This is a genomic window from Bacillus cereus group sp. MYBK101-2, assembly GCF_051918845.1.
GTDB lineage: Bacteria > Bacillota > Bacilli > Bacillales > Bacillaceae_G > Bacillus_A > Bacillus_A paranthracis.
The window spans coordinates 375,133-395,079 of the sequence record NZ_JBQAIE010000002.1 but is presented as its reverse complement, the minus strand read 5'-3'; the positions used below and the strand labels follow the sequence as shown (position 1 = coordinate 395,079).

The window sequence follows — 19,947 nt, the reverse complement described above, 5'->3', positions numbered from 1 at the left end:
TTATAACACTCCACTTACTTGATACGTACTTTCTGTCTGCTTTTCAAACCAATGGATTTTTTCTCTAAAACGGACGACTTCTCCAATTACAATCATGCTTGGATTTTGAATTTGTTCTTTTTTCGCAACATCTACAATTGTTCCTAACGTCCCAACAACTGTGCGCTGCATAGATGTCGTTCCCCGCTCAATAATAGCAGCAGGCGTACTTTTATTTTTTCCATGCTTTATCAGTTGCTCACATATGTAGGGTAAATTGCTAACCCCCATATATACAGCTAAAGTCTCTACACCTTTCGCTAAATTTTCCCACTTCACTTCCTCTTCAGCATCTTCTTTTCTATGCCCTGTCACAATAGCAAAACTTGCACTTGCATCACGATGTGTCACTGGAATACCAGCATAAGCAGGAGCAGCTATTCCAGCTGAAATACCAGGAACGATTTCAAACGGTACACCTTGCTTTGCTAACGCTTCAGCTTCTTCTCCTCCTCTACCAAATACAAATGGATCCCCACCTTTTAGCCTCGTTACAACTTTTCCTTTTTTCGCATATTTAATAAGAAACGTGTTAATTGTCTCTTGCTTCATCGTGTGATAATTTGGTAGTTTTCCGCAATAAATTAAATCCGCTCCAGACTTTGCATAGGAAAGCAACTCTTTATTTACGAGACGGTCGTACAAAATAACATCTGCCTTCTCAATACATTTCAATCCTTTTACAGTAATTAAATCTGGATCTCCAGGGCCCGCTCCAACGATATATACTTTTCCCATCATCTCTCCTCATTTCTACTATTAAAGTGAAACTTCCATCCTTATATAGGAATGGAAGTTTTCATTTCTTCATATTTCAATGTTCCTTACTCATGAATAACAAAAGCCGCGCTTTTTCGAATCTTCTTTTTTTCAAATAGAGCAATCTCCTTTACTTCTGGTAACGGTAAAAAATGTTTTTCAAGTTCAATCTCCGCCATCTTAAATGCCTTTTCTTCACTTTCAGCAACAACAACAATTGGAACAATACTATTCTCTAATACAGCTTCAAATCGATATAAATCCATATTGTCCCTCCTAAGACGCTATTACTTCTTCTAACACGTTATTTAACGCTGTTTGTAATGTCTCTACACCAACACGGCCTACAAAATCATAAAACGTTTCAGCTGGTAATTTATTTTCTTTGAAATAACTTATAAATGATACGAGTACATCAGGTAGATCCTCACCATCTATTTTTCCTTTTAACTTTTGGTTATAAGCACCACCATCTAACAGCGTTCCACCTACATATATTTCAAAGGCTTCAACAATTCCTTTTTCCTTCGTTTTCATTTTTACACCTTGTAATCCAATGTCAGCAATTTGACGTTGACCACATGAATTCGGGCATCCTACCATATGAATACGAATCGGAACATCGAGTGCAATTTGTGTATCTAAGTATTCGGCAATTTTTCGTAATCTTTCTTTCGTTTCTACTAATGCAAGATTGCAATATTCAATACCAGTACAAGAAACCGCGTGACCAATAAACGATTTCGGATTTGCTGATATCGCTTCAAACAACGGCTCATTTAGCAAGCCAGTTACATTTTCTGGCGGAACATTCGGAATAATGAAGTTTTGTGAATTACATGTACGAATTTGTCCATTTCCATATTGTTTAGCAATTCTTGCAATCTCAAACATTTCTTCTGCATGTAGGCGTCCTACCGGCACATTAAAACCTACATATTTTAGTCCATCTTGTTTTTGGTCTTGGACACCATAAAAGTATCCCGCATTCCAGCCTTTAAGAGCACTTTCTCCTTTACTTTGTAATGGTCCTGTATATTCTATTAGTTTCTCTTTAAACTTCTCTGCTCCCCAGTCTGCAACAAGAAATTTCAAACGAGCTAAATGACGTTTTTCACGATATCCAAAATCACGGAATATCGTAGCAATCGCAATCGCTACCGCTTTGACTTCTTCTGGTAAAACGAATACATCTAATTCATCAGCTAAATATGGACGAGCCGATAACCCACCGCCTACTTTTATATGAAAACCAACTTTTTTCTCACCATCTATTTCTTTCGTAGCAGGTGTAAATGCAACACAGTTAATCTCTGCGTTTGCTGCGTTATAAATGTTAGAACTAATAGACATTTTAAATTTACGTGGTAAGTTAGAAAACTCTTCATTATGTTGGAAGTAGTCATATACCTCTTTCACAATATGCGTTGTATCAAATAATTCATTTGCATCAATGCCAGCAAGTGGATTTCCTGTAATATTACGCGTTATATCACCACACGCCCCAGCTGAAGATAACCCAACTCTTGCTAATCTTTTAAAAATATCTGGAATTTGATGAATTTGTAACCAATGAAACTGAATCGCCTGTCTTGTCGTAATATCTATTACGTCACGTCCATAATCCTCAGCGATAGAAGCAAGCACTTCTGCCTGTGCATTCGTAATAATGCCAGAAGGAATATTTACACGCATCATAAAATAACCAGCTTCTTTCGGTCTTTGTAAATACAACCCTGCCCATTTGAATGCGTCCCACTCTTCTTTCGGAATAGATTCGAAGCCATTCTCTGCATAGTAAGGAATGTCATTAAAGATTTCCAATCCATCTTTTTTTAATTTATTTTTCTCAGTTTGATTTAATTTTTCATTGTTAGCCCATACTTTTTCATAACTCATTTTTTATCCCCCTATATAAAACTACGCTCTTGTAAGTACTTCACGATTTGTTCTGCACATTCTTCAATAGAATACTTGTGCGTTTGTACAATTAATTCCGCTTTCTCTGGTTCCTCATATGGTGAATCGATACCTGTAAAGTCTTTAATATCACCTTTTCTTGCTTTTTTATAAAGCCCTTTCGGATCACGTTTCTCACACTCTTCAATTGGACATTTTACAAACACTTCTATAAATTCATCTGCAGCTAATAGATCTCTAACTTGTTTTCGGTCTACTCGAAACGGTGAAATAAACGCTGTAAGAACAACAGTACCTTGATCTACAAATAGCTTTGCCACTTCGCCAATCCGTCTTATATTTTCCATACGATCACTTTCAGAAAAACCTAAATCTTTATTTAAACCGTGGCGTATATTATCTCCATCAAGTACATAGTTTCCAATATTCTTTTCAAATAGTTTACGAGCAACCGCGTTTGCTACTGTAGATTTACCCGACGCTGATAAACCAGTAAACCAAATTACAAAACTATGATGCCCATTCTTCACTCTTCTCTCATCTTTTGAAACCGAAGCTGTATGCCAAGTAATATTTGTGTCCATCTCATTCTCTCCCTATTCTGTTACTACTTCTTTTTTCAAGCCTTTAATTAGCACTTCCACTACCTCTTTACGACTAAATGTACTTGGCGGAATCTCACCGTTTCGTAATAGTTCTCTTACTTTCGTACCCGATAAAATAACATGATCTTCTTTTCCATGCGGGCATGTTTTCGTCGAAGCCATTGCTTCACATTTCGTACAGTAAAAACTATGTTCAAAAAATAACGGTGTAATCCCTAATTCTTCTACTGTAAAGTTTGTAAAAATTTCTTGCGCTTCATAAGTACCGTAATAATCTCCTACCCCTGCATGATCTCGCCCTACAATAAAGTGGGTACATCCAAAATTCTTTCTGACTAGTGCATGAAATATTGCTTCCCTCGGTCCTGCATAACGCATCGCTGCAGGAAATACACTTAAAAAGACACGATCTTTCGGATAATAGTTTTGAAGTAACACTTCATAGCTTTCCATTCTTACATCAGCAGGAATATCGTCCGACTTCGTTTCCCCAACGAGCGGATTTAAAAAGAGACCATCTACAATTTCAAGAGCAGATTTTTGAATATATTCATGGGCACGATGTACAGGATTTCTCGTTTGGAATCCGACTACTGTTTTCCAACCACGTTTTTTAAATTCTTCTCTCGTTTCAATTGGGTCTAAATGATAAGAAGGAAACGGATTATTTTCAAAGCGTTTCGTAAGAACAATAGCCCCACCGACATAAACGTTCGGTCGTTCATATAATTTTTTCACTCCCGGATGAGCCTCATCCGTCGTTTTATATACTAGTAACGCTTCTTTTTCCTTATCAGGCACAAAAATATCTTCTATTTGAATGACACCATATACGTTTCCACCGTTAACAAGCTTTACTTCCTCTCCAACTTTTAGCGTCTCTGCTACCTCTTCCGTTACTGGTAATGTAATTGGTATACTCCAAACACTTCCATTATTTAAACGAAGCGTTTCTACAACCGAATCATAATCTTTCTTTCCTAGAAAACCAGTAAGCGGGCTATATCCTCCTGTTGCTAATAGCTCTAAATCACTTAACGCAATGTTGTCTAGCTCAATTTCTTTTTCAATTTGTGATACATCATATGTCTCGTCTAAAAGATTTACTAATTCGTTTCTTGTACTCATTTTCTAAACCCTCTCTTAGCTTTATTTTCAAATTCACCTTATTGATAATGAAGGCCACATTCAGTTTTTACTTTCCCTGCCCATCTACCATCCCTTGAATCGCCACCCTCTCCTACAGGTAACGTACACTTCTCACACCCAATACTTGGATACCCAATGTCATGTAATGGGTTATAAGGCAAGCTATGTTTGTATACATATCTCCATACTTCTTTCCACGTCCAATGAATGAGCGGACAAACTTTAATAGATTGAAAGCGATGATCTAGATTTATAAACTTTGTATGCTTACGGGTTTCTGATTGTTCCCTTCTCAATCCCGATATCCACGCTTTTTCATTCGCTAATGATTCTTCTAAAGGTAAAATTTTTCTAATCTTACAACAGAGATTGGGATTGCTTTCCCATAGCTTGTCACCATGCGCTTTGGCTTGTTCATCAAGTGTAAGTTCTGGCTGTTTTTCTATAATATTCAATAAAGGAAATCGTTCCCGCACTTTTTGAATTAATTCATACGTTTCTTGAAAATGTACGTTTGTATCCAAAAATACAACTTTAGCAGATGGATTTACTTGGTTAATAAGATGCAGCAGTACCATCCCTTCCACTCCGAAGCTACATGCGTATACAATTTCACTTTTATATTCTTTATAAGCCCAACTTAATACAGATAACGCGCCTTTCGTTTCATCTTCTTCTGAAAATGAAACATCATTTTCTTCCCACGTTTCATACGTCAACATGTTTTTTCCCCCTGTAAAAGCAAAAAGACGGTTTTAACCTAATAAAATAGGTTAAAACCGCCTCTAGTTTTTCTAGTCAGCGCTTTTTACTTTAAACGTACTTTTTCACTTTTCTCTAATTGAATGACTTTTCCATCTTGCACAACAATTGTAATTGAACCATATTTCATATCAGCAAGCATCGCTTCAATTTTCTCAGATACTTCCTCAAAATGTTCCCGTACGCTCACGCGAACAGCCCCCCTTTTTATTCATAAAAAAAATCTTTCCCATTTCGAAAAGACTGTTCGGTAATATATTTTACCTTATCTTTCAAAATGGATTCCATTTTGCTGGATTTAGCACCTTGCTTTCTATAAGCAGGTTGCCGAGCTTCGCCGGGCCAGTTCCCTCCGCTTCTCTTGATAAGCTTTGTATTTGTATTTTATCACAATTCTGATTTTTTTCAATCCTAGTTTTCCGATATATTTTAATTATTTTATTTTATAAAAAAGGAATTGCCCATCCGAACAACTCCTTTTTCCTCATTTAAACAAGTTCTTTTATACGTATGCGATCGTTCCCAATAATATTTTCATATGTTTCGCGCTCTACAACAATTTGTGATGTACCACCTTTCGCGAAGACGACAGCTGGTCTACGAATCCGATTATAATTATTTGCCATCGAGTACCCGTATGCCCCTGTACAAGAAATTGCTAGTAAATCCGCAGAAGCAACTTTCGGTAGATTAATATCCCAAATTAACATATCTCCACTCTCACAGCATTTCCCTGCAATCGAAACAACTTCCTCGTTCTCATCATTCCCTCGATTCGCTAACATCGCTTCATAACGAGCGTTATATAAAGCAGGTCTTAAGTTATCAGTCATCCCACCATCCACTGATACATATTTCCGAATACCAGGAATGTCTTTCACAGATCCGACTGTATAAAGTGTCGTTCCGGCATCACCCACAATACTACGGCCTGGTTCAACCCATATTTCTGGCAATGGATAATTACATAACGTAAATTGTTCTCTCACCGCACTTGTTACAGCTCGCACATACGTCTCAAGAGTTAATGGTGTATCGGACTCTGTGTAGCGTATTCCGAATCCTCCCCCTACATTTAGCACTTTTACTACATAGTTTGTTCGCTCTCTCACTGCTTCTAAAAATTGACGAAGAACTTCAATCGCTCGCACAAAGCCAGCCGTTTCAAATATTTGTGATCCAATATGTGAATGAATTCCTAACACGTTATAATTTGATTTTTGTAAAGCAAGCTCAATTGCCTGCATCGCTTGACCATTTGACACGCCAAATCCAAATTTTGAATCATCTTGACCTGTTGTAATATATTCATGTGTGTGCGCCTCTACCCCAGGCGTTACACGAATTAATATGTTCACAAATTTCCCATGCTGCACTGCTAAATCATGCAAAATTTCTAATTCTAAGAAGTTATCTACGACAAAACAACCAATATTCGCCTGAAGAGCCATCACAATTTCTTCATCTGTTTTGTTATTGCCATGAAAATGAATGCGCGATGCAGGAAATCCTGCTTGTAGTGCAGTATATAATTCTCCTCCAGAAACAACATCTAATGACATATTCTCTTCACGAGCTACTCGGCACATCTCCATGCACAAGAACGCCTTGCTTGCATATGCTACTTGATAAGAGAACCCACTTTCTTTAAAAGCACGATGAAACGCGCGGCACTTTCCTCGAATTGACTCTTCATCGTATACATAAAGTGGTGTTCCATATTGTTTTGCTAGCTGCGTCGTGTCGCACCCTCCAATTTCTAAGTGTCCTTGCCCATTGATTCGGCTTGTGCCGTGTAAATACATTTGAATTCCTCCCTTATTTCCTCTAAAACTCATAACCCCAATCTTCTATTCATTGCAGCACGCTTTTAGATAGACAAAAAACGCGCGGAACAATGTTCACACGCGTTTCTTATTAGGAAAAATATATATTGAAAAAATAAACGAGTTGTTATCTCCTCAAAATAAGAAACCGCATCAACATCTCCAAATAGCTCTCCATAAAATAAATCTTATGACAGTACTACATTTATTCAATGCAGTCCCAATATATGAATAAGATGGTTATTCTTATATTTCGGCAATAGTCCCTTTCAACCTATGATCACAGATTCCATTCAATCTCCCATAGCTTACTCTTTCCTATCGCGGCCTCTACCTTTGAGAGTAGATGAGGTAAGTCTATTTAATTTTCAAACATCTAATTGTTGCTATTAACAATACCAAAGGACCATTTTATTTGTCAAACAATTTTTTATATTGCTTTTTGACAGTTTAGTTTCGTATCGTTTGGTAAGCGCTTTACTGAAACCTTTGTCACTTCCCATTCGCCTTCTTCGTTATTAAATGTAATCGTTACCTTCTCAAATGGTGGCGCAATTTTCCCTGCAACACGTTCATACTTTGTCACTTCAATACTCGCTTGAAATAAATATGTGCCGCTATACACTTTTTTTAAACTAATAATTTTCGGGCATTGATAAGGCTTCAAGCTCCCATATTGTTTTTCGATTGCTTTATTTATTTTCGGAAATAACACAGAATAAAGGGCATCTTCCATAAGAGGTGCATCATACTCTGCTACCGACACACTTGGTGAAGCAAAAAGTATAACACTACTGCATACTATAAAATATAATAATTTTCGCATTATAACCTCCGTATTGTTACACGATTCTTTCCGCGCACGATAATAATCATACATAGAAACTCCATTTTATTGTCTCCTACTGTCCTTTTTCTACTCAATTGTTATAAAAAAGTCCACAACTCTCTTTTATTTTCGTATAATGATACTCATAGTATAATAAACATAATAATAAAGGACTGTTCGTATATATAAAATGAGGCGCTAATCAAATAGGCCCACAAGAACCGTCATGCTTTTTAGGAGAGGAGTATATTATGCTACAACGTCTGTTTCCAAAACTGCGATTCGCACTCGTTGCAGTCGTTTTATTATGGATAAAAACATATATTGTGTACAAGCTAGCGTTTGATATTAAAATTGATAATTTCTTTGAAGAATTTATGCTTTTTATGAATCCACTAGCTGCGTTACTTTTATTTTTCGGTTTTGCATTATTTGCATCTAAACACCGAAATCGCATTATAGTTGGAATTAGTTTTATACTGTCATTCATTTTATTTGGAAATGCAATGTTTTATGGGTTTTATAACGATTTCGTTACGTTCCCAGTATTATTTCAAACAAATAATATGGCTGATTTAGGGACGAGTATAAAAGAACTCTTTACGTATAAAACATTACTGTTATTTGCAGATGCGATCATCTTAATGTTTCTTTCGCGTAAATTCCCATCATTTTGCGACAAAACGCCGCTTTCTCGCTCTGAGAAGAGAACTTTCTTTAGCGGTGTAACAGCTCTATTAGCACTACAAATTGTTGTTTCCATTATTTATAAACCACAAATGTTCTCACGCTCGTTTGACCGTCAAACTGTCGTGAAAAATTTAGGTTTATACACATATCATCTATTTGATATTACACTGCAATCAAAATCTTCAGCTGAACGTGTATTTGCAAGTGGGGACGGGTTCTCTGAAATTAAAAACTATACAGACTCAAAAGATAAGCAAGTTGATAAGAACTTATTTGGAGCTGCAAAAGGTAAAAATGTAATTTTGATTTCAATGGAATCTACACAAAGTTTTGTTATTAATAAAAAAATAAATGGAAAAGAAATTACTCCATTTTTAAATGAATTTATTAAAGATAGTTTTTATTTCGATAACTTCTATCATCAAACAGGGCAAGGTAAAACTTCTGATGCTGAATTTATCGTTGAAAATTCACTTTATCCGTTAGACCGCGGTTCTGTATTCTTTACTCATGCAACAAATGAATATACAGCTACACCAGAACAATTAAAGAAATACGGATATTCTTCTGCTGTCTTCCATTCAAACGATAAAACGTTTTGGAATCGTGATGTAATGTACCCTGCACTTGGATATGATCGTTACTTTAATTTAAGTGATTACGTAGGCACGGAACAAATGTCTGTCGGTTGGGGGTTAAAAGATAAAGAGTTCTTTGAACAATCTATTCCAAAGTTAAAATCTTTACCACAGCCGTTCTATACAAAATTCATTACTTTAACAAACCATTTTCCATTTCTTCTAAATCCAGAAGATCAATATGTTGATGAGTTTAATTCGGAAAGTGGCGTTGTAAACCGTTACTTCCCAACCGTTCGTTATACGGATGAAGCTCTTAAACAATTTATTAAACAATTAAAAGCAGAAGGACTGTATGACAACTCTGTTATTGTCATTTACGGAGATCATTACGGTATTTCTGAAAACCATAACGCAGCTATGGCTCAGTTCCTTGGGAAAGACGCTATTACACCATTTGATTCTATGCAATTACAACGCGTCCCTCTCATTATTCATGTACCTGGTCAAGAAGGAAAAGTCATTTCTAAAGTGTCTGGTCAAATTGATATTAAACCAACGCTACTTCATTTACTTGGTATTAAAACAAATAAATCAGTTGAATTTGGAACTGACTTATTTATTAAAGAAGAAGATCCACTTATGGTAATGCGTGATGGTAGCTTCGTTTCGGAAGATTATGTGTATACAAAAAACATGTGCTATAAACGAAACACAGGTGAAGAAGCAGACATCTCATTATGTCAACCGAATATTGAAAAAGCAAAAACAGAATTGAAACTTTCCGACAAACTCATTTATGGAGATTTGTTACGTTTCGATCCTAACAATCGGTATAAAACTGGAACTATGATAACGAACTTTGAATAATACAAGAAGAGGCTGTCCCAAAAAGTGCTTTTTAGCCAAAATCGAATAAAAAGTGAAGGGCAGAAATGTTAATTTTATAACGTTTCTGCCTTTTCAATTTCATGTGATCTTACTTCGAAAGAGACTTATGAGACAGCCCCTTCTTTTTTCACTTATTTTTCAAATCATTCTGATATGAAATCTTTCACAAATTGGGAATTTCTTTCGTGTGAAGAAGAAATTTATGGTATGATAAAATAAGTAAACTTTCATACACTAATTAAGAATTTATTACAGAAAGCAAGGGATCAGATTTTGTATAGAGCAGCTATTCCAAACTTATTTACGCTCGGAAATTTATATAGTGGATTCTTGTCAATCGGCTATGCATCTTTAGGATATTATAAATCAGCTGCTATTTTAGTACTTATCGGGATGATGTTAGATAGTCTTGATGGGCGTGTTGCTCGTTTATTACGTGTTGATTCACAAATGGGAAAAGAGCTTGACTCGCTTGCGGATGTCGTAACATTTGGTGCAGCACCTGCTGTTCTCATGTATTACACATCTTTCTCTAATTATGGAATCATCGGACTATACATAGCGGGGCTATTCCCTCTTTTCGGAGCATATCGTTTAGCACGATTTAATGTAACACCATCTTCTACTTCAATGAAATATTTCACTGGGGTACCGATTACAGCAGCGGGAGGGCTTGTTGCTTTCTTAACATTATTTTCACATACCATTCCAAAAATCGTTCTTATTACAGTATTTGTAACGTTCGCATTTTTAATGGTGAGCCGCATTCGTATCCCAAGTTTAAAAGATGTACCAATTCCACGATATAGCATCATTATTACACTATTTTTAGTGGGCATCATTATCACAATGTACCAAACAGGGTTCGGTAATTTTTCTGTTTTCTTATTCATTGCTATTCCACTATATATTTTGTACATGCTATCTCAATTCCTTAGACAAAGACCATCAAAAAGAGCAAATAAAGAAAAATAAAAAGAAACCTTCCGGAATCGGAAGGTTTCTTTTTATTTTGTAACGAATACTTTTTGATTAACAGGCGTTACAGCTTCTTCGCCATTTAATACAGCTAAAATATTTCTTACCGCCGTTTCGGCCATCGCATCACGCGTTTCGAATGTTGCATTTCCTACGTGAGGAGCAAGTACCACATTCTTTAATCCTTTTAGCTCTTCCGTAATTTTCGGCTCAAATTCAAACACGTCAAGAGCTGCCCCTTCAATTTCATTTGTTTTTAAAGCATGAGCAAGTGCCGCTTCATGCATAATTGGTCCACGTGAAGCATTTATAATATACGCCGTTTTCTTCATCATTTTGAACTGTTCTTCATCAATCATATGGTGCAATTTCGGATTATACGCACAGTTAATTGTAATAAAGTCTGCCGTTTGTAACAATTCTTCCAATGTTACATATGTTGCTTCCAGTTCACTTTCAGCTTCAGGCTTTCGATTTGGTCCTGTATATAAAATATTCATGCCAAATGCTTTCGCACGTTTTGCAACTGCCTTTCCGATTTCTCCAAGGCCGATAATTCCAATTGTTTTACCATGTACTTCGCGGCCTAAGAAAAATAACGGTGCCCATCCGTTAAATCCAGTTGTACGACATAGCGTATCACCTTCAGGAATTCTACGTGCCGCTGCTAAAAGAAGTGCAAATGTTAGTTCTGCGGTAGCTTCCGTTGATACTTTCGGTGTATTCGTTACCGCAATCCCTTTTTTTTCGGCATATGAGTAATCAATATTATCGTAACCAGCACCGTAGTTTGCAACAATCTTCAAATTAGGTGCCGCATCAATCACTTCTTTTGTCACCTTTGTAGAAAGTAGGCTTAACAATGCATCTTTGTCTTTTACACGCTCTGTTAATTCATCTAAAGAAATTAACTCCTCTTTATCGTACATTTCTACATCATGATCCTTTAATAGTTCTAATCCGATTGCTGGAATTTTCCCTGCTACTAATATTTTTGCCACTACTAACACCTCTTCTATAGAAAATAAGATCTCTCTTATCTTTCATTGTAAGAAATCCACATATAAAAACCAAGGAATTTGATTATAGTTTTGAAAATCGACACTTTTCCACAAAAAAAGAGGAGATGCAAGTCTCCCCCTCTTCTTATGCTTTTTCTTGCGATTGTTTTCCAAGCTTCACATCGATCGTTCCTTCTGCAACTGTATCACTAATTTGTTCCTCAATAACGGATTGAGATGTAGCATTCGTTTCAGAAGTATACGCTTGTTGCTGTGCACCTTGTACATTTTGCTTATTTTGCTGTTTCGACATTTCTTACCCTCCTTTTTATTCTTTCTTATTTTGAACAAAAAGATGGGTTTTCATGAAAAAATCGTGATCATTTTGAAATTGTTACTTCTTCTAGTAATCTCATCGTTCTAACTCGTTTCGTAAATGTAGCTAAGTGAGCAATATCATGATTACGTAACGTCTTTATATTCTCTTCCACATATTTTCCTAAATCATTCGGATAATGAGCATCTGAAGAGAGTGTAATCGGAACTTCGTGTTTACCTAATACTTGTAAATATAGCGGACTCGGACACATTTCGCGCACAGGATAGCGATAGTACAATCCCGCATTTATTTCCGTTGCTGTATTTGTTTCTACTAATGCACGCGCAATTTTCTTATAATAAGAAAGTTGTTCATTCTCATCTAATCGATAATTAAATACTTTTATGTTGTCAAGATGAGCAATAATATCAAATAACTCAGAACGAACTGCGCACTCAACCGTTTTGAAAAACGTATCATATAAAACATATAAGTCATGTTCCTTAAAATATTCTTTCGTATCTGGATTATCAAATCCCCAGCCATTTAAAAAATGAACAGAACCAATTACATAATCAAAATCTCCTAATGCGAGTAAAGATTGTAATTGTTGTTCACCACCAATAAAATAATCTGCTTCAATTCCAAGTTTAAGCGTAACACCTCTTTTACTCCACCGTTCTTTCGCCTCTTCAATTGCCTTTGTAAAATCATGTAGTGAAGCTACCCTTACTTGGTCTAACCATTCCTTTTGTAAACGTCCAAGACCCGAATCACTAATATCAACATATTTTTCATAGTATTCTTTCGCTTCATAAAAACGATATAAATGATCGACAATACCAACTTCTTTTATCCCTTTTCGCAAAGCTTCTTCTAAATATAAATCAATCCATTTCGTTGTAAATGGCCCTTCATTCACACGTCTTTGCAGGCGTTCTTGTGTTTTCACAAGCCATTCCATAGAATGTTTTTCTTCTTTTAGCGGTTCATAATGTTGCAGTGCTTCATTTATTTTAGCTAGCCATCCTATTGAATATGGCCCTTCTTCTAAATGAATGTGATAATCCACCTTCATACATATTCCCCCTATAATGTATCTATTTCTCTTCTGTCCCCTACTCTCGAAAGCTTCCCATTTCTTTCTGTCACTTCCTCCATAATATCTTCTAATGATATATTTTTTTCGGCTAATAAAACGAAGCAGTGATACATTACATCAACCATTTCTTTCACTAGCTCTTCGTTATCATTATTTTTGGATGCAATAATTACTTCCGTACATTCCTCACCAATTTTCTTTAAAATTTTATCTTCTCCTTTTGAAAACAAGTAATTTGTATATGATTCAGAAAGTGGATTTCTCTTTCGTTCTTTAATTGTTTCGAATAGTAATGTAAAGGCATTTTTCATATGTATCCCCCTATATAATTTTGTAATGAAAACATGTTTTTTCTCCCGTATGACATGCAGGTCCTACTTGCTTTACGACAACAACGATTGAATCTTGATCACAATCTAAATAAAGAGATTGCACATGTTGGACATTACCTGATGTTTCTCCTTTATTCCATAACGACCTTCTTGAACGAGAATAAAACCATGTTCTTTTCGTTTCTATTGTTTTTTCATATGCCTCTTCATTCATATAAGCTAGCATTAAAACTTCTTTTGTATCTTCTTCAATTACAACTGCTGGTAATAGTCCTTTTGAAAAGTTAGGTTTCATAGCCGCACCTCAACATTTGCATTTCTTAACTTTCTCTTTACGTCCCCTATTGTCGCCTCACCGTAATGAAAGATTGATGCCGCTAATGCTGCATCAACTGTTGTCTTTTGAAACACTTCTATAATGTGATCAGCATGACCGCATCCACCTGACGCGATGACAGGTACGGAAACACTTTTTGAAATTTCTTCTGTTAAACGAAGGTCATATCCGTTTTTCGTTCCGTCTGCATCCATACTCGTTAATAAAATTTCGCCTGCGCCTAGCTCTGTAACACGCTTTGCCCACCTGATTGCATCCATTCCTGTATCAACTCTTCCGCCGTTCACATATACATTCCACTTATCCTCCGCTACTTTTCTAGCATCAATTGCTACAACAATACATTGTGAGCCAAAATGCTCTGCCCCTTCTTCGATTAATTTTGGATTTCGCACTGTTGCTGAGTTAATTGAAACTTTATCTGCTCCAGCTCTTAGTAAATTGTACATATCTTTCACACTTGAAATTCCTCCTCCAACTGTAAGAGGAATAAATACTTTTGAAGCCGTTTTTTCTACAACATCTATAATCGTTTTTCGTCCTTCATGCGTTGCCGTAATATCTAAAAATACTATTTCATCTGCTCCCGCATCATTATATAAAGCTGCTATTTCAACAGGATCACCGACATCTTGTAACCCTATAAAATTTACCCCCTTTACGACTCGCCCTTCTTTCACATCTAGACATGGAATAATGCGTTTCGCTAACATAACTTTGTTACCTCTAGCACTTCTTCTAAATCAATCGTTTTCTCGTAAAGAGCCTTACCAATTATGACGCCGTATATGTTCATATCATTTAACTTTTTCACATCTTGTATAGATGCAATTCCTCCAGAAGCAATAAGTCGAGTAGAAACGCTTTTTTGTAGTAACTCCAATTGTTCTATATTCGGTCCTGCAAGTGTCCCGTCTTTCGAAATGTCTGTAAATACAATCGTTTGAACACCTACATTCTCCATTTGTTTTGCTAAATCAATGTAAGAAATTTCAGACATATCAAGCCAGCCTCTCGTTGCTACGAAACCATTTTTCGCATCAATTCCGACGATGATTTTTTCTTTATATAGAAAAACTGCTTCTTCTAAAAATGGCTTATCATAAAGAGCAGCTGTTCCTAAAATCACTTTATCTACCCCTACTGAAAATAATTTCTCTACGGCTACAAGTGATCGAATTCCTCCGCCAACTTGCACTGGAATACGTACTGCCTTGCAAATTCTTTCAATGACGGACAAGTTTAACGACTCACCAGCAACTGCACCATCTAAATCAACAATGTGCAACCGTTTCGCTCCAAAATTTTCAAATATAATCGCTTGCGCAACCGGATCTTCATTCATTACTGTTTCTTTACTAAATTCTCCTTGATACAGTCTAACGCATCGTCCCTTTTTTAAATCGATAGCTGGGAAGATTTCCATGATTCTACCACTCCTTTAAAATTTTTCAACATTTGCATTCCTATGTCACCACTTTTTTCAGGATGAAACTGTGCACCATATATATTTCCTTTTGCTACAAAACCAGGTACTTTCACTCCATATTCACTTATTCCATATACAATTTCATTTGGACAATCTGCGTAATAAGAGTGGACATAATATACGAAAGAACCGTCCTCTACTCCATTCCAAAGCGCTATTTCTCCTTCTTTCTTTAACTCATTCCATCCCATATGAGGAATTTTATAAGGAACCTTTAACTTTCGAATAACGCCTGGCAATAAACTTAACCCGTTACAGTCTTGTAGTTCCTCACTTTTTTCAAATAAAAGCTGCATTCCTAGACAAATACCTAGAAGTGGTTTTCTGGAACGCCCAATTTCTTGTAACACACGTACTAAATCTTTTTCTTCCAATACATCCATCGCTTTTGGAAATGCACCTACTCCTGGTAAAATCACTCCATCACTTCTAAAAATCTCTTCTTTATCACTCGTTACGATATACGCTGCTCCAATATACTTTAATGCTTGTTCTACACTACGAATGTTTCCCATTCCATAATCTATAATGGCAATCAATTACAACATCCCTTTCGTTGAATTTACACCAGTAATATTGGCATTTCTTTCAACTGCTTCTCTAAGCGCTCTACCAAACGCTTTAAATAACGCTTCAATTTTGTGATGTGTATTGCTTCCGTATAAAATACGAGCATGTAATGTAATATTGGCAGCATGAGCAACTGCTCTAAAAAATTCTTCCGTTAGTTCTGTATCAAAATCCCCAAGCTTCGGATTCGTTAATTCTCCTTGAAATACAATATATGAGCGTCCACTTATATCAATTGCAACAAAGCCTAAAGACTCATCCATCGGTACATATGCTGAGCCGTACCTGTTAATCCCCTCTTTACTGTGCAATGCTTCTTTCAAACAATTTCCGAGTACAATCCCAACATCCTCAACTGTATGATGTGCATCAACGAATACATCCCCTTCTACCTCCACTTGCAAACCGAATCTTCCATGCCTTGCAAATAAAGTTAGCATATGATCAAAAAAACCAACTCCCGTTTGTACAGAAACGTTCTTCCCATCATCAAGCTGTAAACTTAATTTTATTTTTGTCTCTGTCGTCTCACGTATTTGACTAGACTCCCGCATTATTCTTCCTCCCCAAATCTTATTTGAATTGCTCTCGCATGCGCATGTAGCCCTTCTTTATTGGCAAGTTCTACAATATGATGTTTTACATCTCTTAATGCTTCCTCCGTATAAGATAGAAAACTTGATTTTTTCACAAAATCATCGACTGATAACGGCGAGAAAAACCTTGCCGTTCCACTTGTCGGTAACACGTGATTCGGTCCTGCTAAATAATCCCCGAGCGGTTCTGGTGCATATGGTCCAAGAAAGATAGATCCTGCATGTTTCACATAAGCTAGAGCATTCATCGGTTCTTTTATATGTAACTCTAAATGTTCCGGGGCAATTTCATTCGATAACTTTAGCGCCTCATCTAAAGAAGGAACGATAAAAATGGCTCCATTTCTCTTTATTGATTCACGTGCAATTTCGCTTCTTGGTAATGTTTCTAACTGCCTTTCTATCTCTTTTTCTACTTCTTTTGCTAAATCTATATTTGTTGTAATACAAATTGCTGTCGCTCTCTCGTCATGTTCTGCTTGTGATAATAAATCAGCAGCAATATATTTTGCATTGCCAGTTTCATCTGCAATAACTACAATTTCTGACGGTCCAGCAATCATATCGATATTTACTATTCCATATACTTCTCGTTTCGCTAAAGCGACGTACAAATTCCCTGGTCCAACTATTTTATCCACTTTCGGAATCGATTCCGTCCCGTATGCTAAAGCAGCAATTGCTTGCGCACCACCTATCGTATAAATTTCATCTACTCCTGCAAGGCTTGCAGCAACTAAAATATGCGGATCAATTCCTACTGCTCTTGGCGGTGTTACCATTACAATCTTTTTCACACCAGCGAGCTTTGCTGGCAATACATTCATTAATACTGACGAAGGATACGAAGCAGTTCCGCCTGGCACATATACCCCTATATTTTCTAACGGCCGAATGATTTGTCCCCTTATGATGCCTTTACTCGTGCAATCAAACATCGATTGTCTTTTTTGCTTTTCATGGTACGAAATAATGTTTTTCTTCGCCTCTTGTAACGCTTCTAAAAATGAACTCTCTACAAACATACTCGCTTGTTTTATTTCTTCTTCACTTACACGAACATCTTTAATCTCTACACCATCAAACTTTTTTGTATAGAAAGATAACGCCTCATCTCTACTCTCTCTTACGTTATGAACGATTTCCCTGACACTTCTTTGAACAGTTTCTTCTATTATATTAGCGTTTTCTCGTAACAGTTTTATTTTCGTTAACGCCTTTTGAAAATCCTCACAAACTATCTCCATTACAAGTCCCCCTATTTTCCTGACAAAATTTCTTGCTCCATCATATTTATAATACTGAATATTTCGTCTTTTTTAGTTTTTAATGCAGCCTTATTTACAATCATTCGAGCAGATATAGAATACATTTCCTCAAATACAATGAGTCCATTTTCTTGTAATGTTTTTCCTGTTTCAACAATATCAACAATCGCATCTACCAACCCAAGAATAGGAGCGATTTCTACAGAACCTTCTATTTTTATGATTTCTACATCCTCTCCTTTATCATGAAAATAGTTAGAAGTAATATGTGGATATTTCGTCGCAATACGTTTCTTCCGGTAGCTCTTCGGATTATAAGTAGGAATAGAAGCAACACAAAACTTACACACACCTACTCCTAAATCTAACATTTCATAAATATCTTTCTCGTTTTCCATTAAAATATCTTTTCCAACGACCCCGATATCCGCTACTCCATGTTCTACATAAGTAGCAACATCTACTGCTTTCACTAAAATAAATGAGATATCTGTATTTTTACTTTGAAAGACAAGCTTTCGTCCTTTATTTTTAAGCTCTGAACAATCGATTCCAATCTGCTCAAAGAGTGGAATCACATGTTTTTCTAATCTCCCTTTCGTTAACGCAATTTGAATGTTACGCATGAAGTTTCTCCTTCTTTCTGGACTACCCATTTCTCGTTCCATACATATTCCACTAACGATTCGTTCTTTGCCTCAACGACCGTTATTATTTGATTTTTTCTTGCAAATTGAAAGGTGTCATTTAAATTAGAAAATAAAGATATCTCTACTTTTTTCCCGTCCTTTTGAATTAAATTTCGTAACCGTTCCGTCTCTGCTAATCTATTTAACTCGTAATGAATCATAATATCTGTTCTCTTTCGTTCATATGGTTCTTGCTGCTCCTGCAGCGCCTTCACAATTTGATTAACTTGCACCGCGAGTCCAACAGCCGGCAACATTTCTCCAAAATTTCCAATTAACTCATCATATCTTCCGCCACTAACAATTTCTTCCCCAATTTCATATATATACCCTTTGAAAATAACACCTGTATAATAGTCCAAATGTTGAATCATTCCTAAATCAATTGATATATAAGATCCATAGCCTAGTTTTTCAATTGCTTCATATATTTCTTTCACTCTTGCAATAGCCATTTTCATTTCATTACTGGAGGCAAGTTTTTCTGCTTCCTCAATTACTTCTAAATTCCCAAATAACCTTGGTAATTTCTCCAGTAACCTTACTGTTTCATCACATCGATCTAATTTCTTTTCTCTAATAAAATTTGATAGAGCAGCATAATTTTTACTTTCAATATATGTTCTAAGAACTTTCTCTTCTTCCTCATGAATGGAGAGCTTTTTGACAATACATTTATATAACTGCACTTGCCCAATCTCTATTGTAAAAGATTGCACTTTCAACTTTTGAAGTGATTGAATAACACTTATAACACATTCAATTTCAGCTCTTACATTATCAATACCGATAATTTCAATACCACTTTGCACGATCTCATTATATTTTCCAGTAAGGGACTCATTCGCTCGAAATACATTTCCGCTATACATCACTTTAAGTGGCGTATCACACCTCTGCGTTCCGATCACTCTCGCTAAAGGAATTGTCATATCTGGACGCAATACGATAATCCTTCCCTTTTCATCAAAAAATTTATACATCTTTTCTTCATCTATCGGCCTGCTTTGAAAGGCGAACACATCATAAAATTCAATTGTTGGTGTCCTTATTTCTTCATAACCTCTCTCTAAAAAAGTACGCCTTAATTTTTGCTCCACTTCTTCAATTAACGTACATTCTTCGAATAAATAATCTCTCGTTCCATTTGGATTTGCCCGTTTCCATTTTGTCATCGAAATTCTCACACCTTTCCCTTTCTAATGTATGCTTATTTCA

Annotated in this window: 23 protein-coding genes and 2 riboswitches; of the genes, 2 read left to right on the top strand and 21 right to left on the bottom strand. The window is 36.1% G+C overall.

The genetic code is table 11. The features are described 5' to 3' along the window. The 9 genes from cobA to ACTFSI_RS07320 form a co-directional block, all read right to left on the bottom strand. Positions 1 to 777 (bottom strand): uroporphyrinogen-III C-methyltransferase, encoded by a 777-nt coding sequence (cobA, locus tag ACTFSI_RS07360; RefSeq protein ID WP_000521286.1) that lies wholly within the window; start codon positions 775 to 777, stop codon positions 1 to 3. Between the two features lie 86 nt (positions 778 to 863). Further along, positions 864 to 1,064: a DUF3906 family protein gene (locus tag ACTFSI_RS07355; protein WP_000366909.1), complete on the bottom strand. Its 201-nt coding sequence runs from the start codon at positions 1,062 to 1,064 to the stop codon at positions 864 to 866. A 10-nt stretch (positions 1,065 to 1,074) separates the two neighbouring features. After that, complete coding sequence (locus ACTFSI_RS07350; RefSeq protein WP_000119649.1) at positions 1,075 to 2,697, bottom strand: nitrite/sulfite reductase; 1,623 nt, start codon at positions 2,695 to 2,697, stop codon at positions 1,075 to 1,077. 11 nt (positions 2,698 to 2,708) lie between these two features. Further along, entirely contained in the window at positions 2,709 to 3,302 is a 594-nt protein-coding gene (cysC, locus tag ACTFSI_RS07345) for an adenylyl-sulfate kinase (protein WP_000380508.1), read from the bottom strand. 12 nt (positions 3,303 to 3,314) lie between these two features. Continuing rightward, positions 3,315 to 4,451: a sulfate adenylyltransferase gene (gene sat, locus ACTFSI_RS07340; protein ID WP_044793710.1), complete on the bottom strand. Its 1,137-nt coding sequence runs from the start codon at positions 4,449 to 4,451 to the stop codon at positions 3,315 to 3,317. 38 nt (positions 4,452 to 4,489) lie between these two features. Then, a complete protein-coding gene (locus ACTFSI_RS07335) occupies positions 4,490 to 5,194 on the bottom strand; it encodes a phosphoadenylyl-sulfate reductase (RefSeq protein WP_000958988.1) in 705 nt (234 codons plus the stop codon). Positions 5,195 to 5,280: 86 nt separating this feature from the next. Then, positions 5,281 to 5,424 (bottom strand): YezD family protein, encoded by a 144-nt coding sequence (locus ACTFSI_RS07330; protein WP_000116161.1) that lies wholly within the window; start codon positions 5,422 to 5,424, stop codon positions 5,281 to 5,283. A gap of 72 nt (positions 5,425 to 5,496) precedes the next feature. Further along, a riboswitch (SAM riboswitch) is annotated at positions 5,497 to 5,605 on the bottom strand. A 117-nt stretch (positions 5,606 to 5,722) separates the two neighbouring features. Then, positions 5,723 to 7,039, bottom strand: a complete 1,317-nt coding sequence (gene lysA, locus ACTFSI_RS07325; protein WP_000280638.1) for a diaminopimelate decarboxylase — start codon at positions 7,037 to 7,039, stop codon at positions 5,723 to 5,725. A 180-nt stretch (positions 7,040 to 7,219) separates the two neighbouring features. Continuing rightward, positions 7,220 to 7,401, bottom strand: a riboswitch (Lysine riboswitch). An 89-nt stretch (positions 7,402 to 7,490) separates the two neighbouring features. Beyond that, on the bottom strand, positions 7,491 to 7,940 hold the full coding sequence (locus ACTFSI_RS07320) for a DUF3888 domain-containing protein (protein ID WP_002091837.1): 450 nt from the start codon (positions 7,938 to 7,940) through the stop codon (positions 7,491 to 7,493). A gap of 200 nt (positions 7,941 to 8,140) precedes the next feature. Between ACTFSI_RS07320 and ACTFSI_RS07315 the strand changes: the two genes are divergently transcribed. Both ACTFSI_RS07315 and pssA read left to right on the top strand, forming a co-directional pair. Next, positions 8,141 to 10,027, top strand: a complete 1,887-nt coding sequence (locus tag ACTFSI_RS07315) for an LTA synthase family protein (protein ID WP_000941731.1) — start codon at positions 8,141 to 8,143, stop codon at positions 10,025 to 10,027. 294 nt (positions 10,028 to 10,321) lie between these two features. Then, positions 10,322 to 11,023, top strand: coding sequence for a CDP-diacylglycerol--serine O-phosphatidyltransferase (gene pssA / locus ACTFSI_RS07310; RefSeq protein ID WP_000285422.1), 702 nt, complete (start codon positions 10,322 to 10,324; stop codon positions 11,021 to 11,023). 32 nt (positions 11,024 to 11,055) lie between these two features. On the opposite strand, the gene ACTFSI_RS07305 is transcribed toward pssA, so the two are convergent. The 12 genes from ACTFSI_RS07305 to hisZ all read right to left on the bottom strand — a co-directional run bounded on the left by ACTFSI_RS07305 (position 11,056) and on the right by hisZ (position 19,904). After that, the gene (locus tag ACTFSI_RS07305; protein WP_001062822.1) at positions 11,056 to 12,027 is read right to left on the bottom strand and encodes an NAD(P)-dependent oxidoreductase; all 972 of its coding nucleotides are present in this window, start codon (positions 12,025 to 12,027) and stop codon (positions 11,056 to 11,058) included. A gap of 145 nt (positions 12,028 to 12,172) precedes the next feature. After that, the gene (locus ACTFSI_RS07300) at positions 12,173 to 12,340 is read right to left on the bottom strand and encodes a YozQ family protein (RefSeq protein ID WP_000043572.1); all 168 of its coding nucleotides are present in this window, start codon (positions 12,338 to 12,340) and stop codon (positions 12,173 to 12,175) included. Positions 12,341 to 12,407: 67 nt separating this feature from the next. Further along, complete coding sequence (locus tag ACTFSI_RS07295) at positions 12,408 to 13,424, bottom strand: histidinol phosphate phosphatase domain-containing protein (RefSeq protein ID WP_440045306.1); 1,017 nt, start codon at positions 13,422 to 13,424, stop codon at positions 12,408 to 12,410. Positions 13,425 to 13,435: 11 nt separating this feature from the next. After that, on the bottom strand, positions 13,436 to 13,759 hold the full coding sequence (gene hisE, locus ACTFSI_RS07290) for a phosphoribosyl-ATP diphosphatase (RefSeq protein WP_000786132.1): 324 nt from the start codon (positions 13,757 to 13,759) through the stop codon (positions 13,436 to 13,438). 10 nt (positions 13,760 to 13,769) lie between these two features. Next, entirely contained in the window at positions 13,770 to 14,075 is a 306-nt protein-coding gene (gene hisI, locus ACTFSI_RS07285) for a phosphoribosyl-AMP cyclohydrolase (protein ID WP_000803969.1), read from the bottom strand. After that, on the bottom strand, positions 14,072 to 14,830 hold the full coding sequence (hisF, locus tag ACTFSI_RS07280; protein ID WP_000880093.1) for an imidazoleglycerol phosphate synthase cyclase subunit: 759 nt from the start codon (positions 14,828 to 14,830) through the stop codon (positions 14,072 to 14,074). The genes hisI and hisF overlap by 4 nt, the downstream gene beginning before the upstream one ends. After that, positions 14,824 to 15,543, bottom strand: a complete 720-nt coding sequence (gene hisA / locus ACTFSI_RS07275; protein ID WP_000402314.1) for a 1-(5-phosphoribosyl)-5-[(5-phosphoribosylamino)methylideneamino]imidazole-4-carboxamide isomerase — start codon at positions 15,541 to 15,543, stop codon at positions 14,824 to 14,826. Before hisA ends, hisF begins: the two co-directional genes overlap by 7 nt. Next, a complete protein-coding gene (gene hisH / locus ACTFSI_RS07270; RefSeq protein ID WP_070805583.1) occupies positions 15,516 to 16,145 on the bottom strand; it encodes an imidazole glycerol phosphate synthase subunit HisH in 630 nt (209 codons plus the stop codon). Before hisH ends, hisA begins: the two co-directional genes overlap by 28 nt. Beyond that, positions 16,146 to 16,730: an imidazoleglycerol-phosphate dehydratase HisB gene (gene hisB, locus ACTFSI_RS07265; RefSeq protein WP_070805582.1), complete on the bottom strand. Its 585-nt coding sequence runs from the start codon at positions 16,728 to 16,730 to the stop codon at positions 16,146 to 16,148. After that, on the bottom strand, positions 16,730 to 18,019 hold the full coding sequence (gene hisD, locus ACTFSI_RS07260) for a histidinol dehydrogenase (protein WP_070805581.1): 1,290 nt from the start codon (positions 18,017 to 18,019) through the stop codon (positions 16,730 to 16,732). The genes hisB and hisD overlap by 1 nt, the downstream gene beginning before the upstream one ends. A gap of 11 nt (positions 18,020 to 18,030) precedes the next feature. Continuing rightward, entirely contained in the window at positions 18,031 to 18,666 is a 636-nt protein-coding gene (gene hisG, locus ACTFSI_RS07255; protein WP_001244478.1) for an ATP phosphoribosyltransferase, read from the bottom strand. Continuing rightward, entirely contained in the window at positions 18,642 to 19,904 is a 1,263-nt protein-coding gene (gene hisZ, locus ACTFSI_RS07250; protein ID WP_440045305.1) for an ATP phosphoribosyltransferase regulatory subunit, read from the bottom strand. The genes hisG and hisZ overlap by 25 nt, the downstream gene beginning before the upstream one ends. Positions 19,905 to 19,947: the final 43 nt, after the last annotated feature.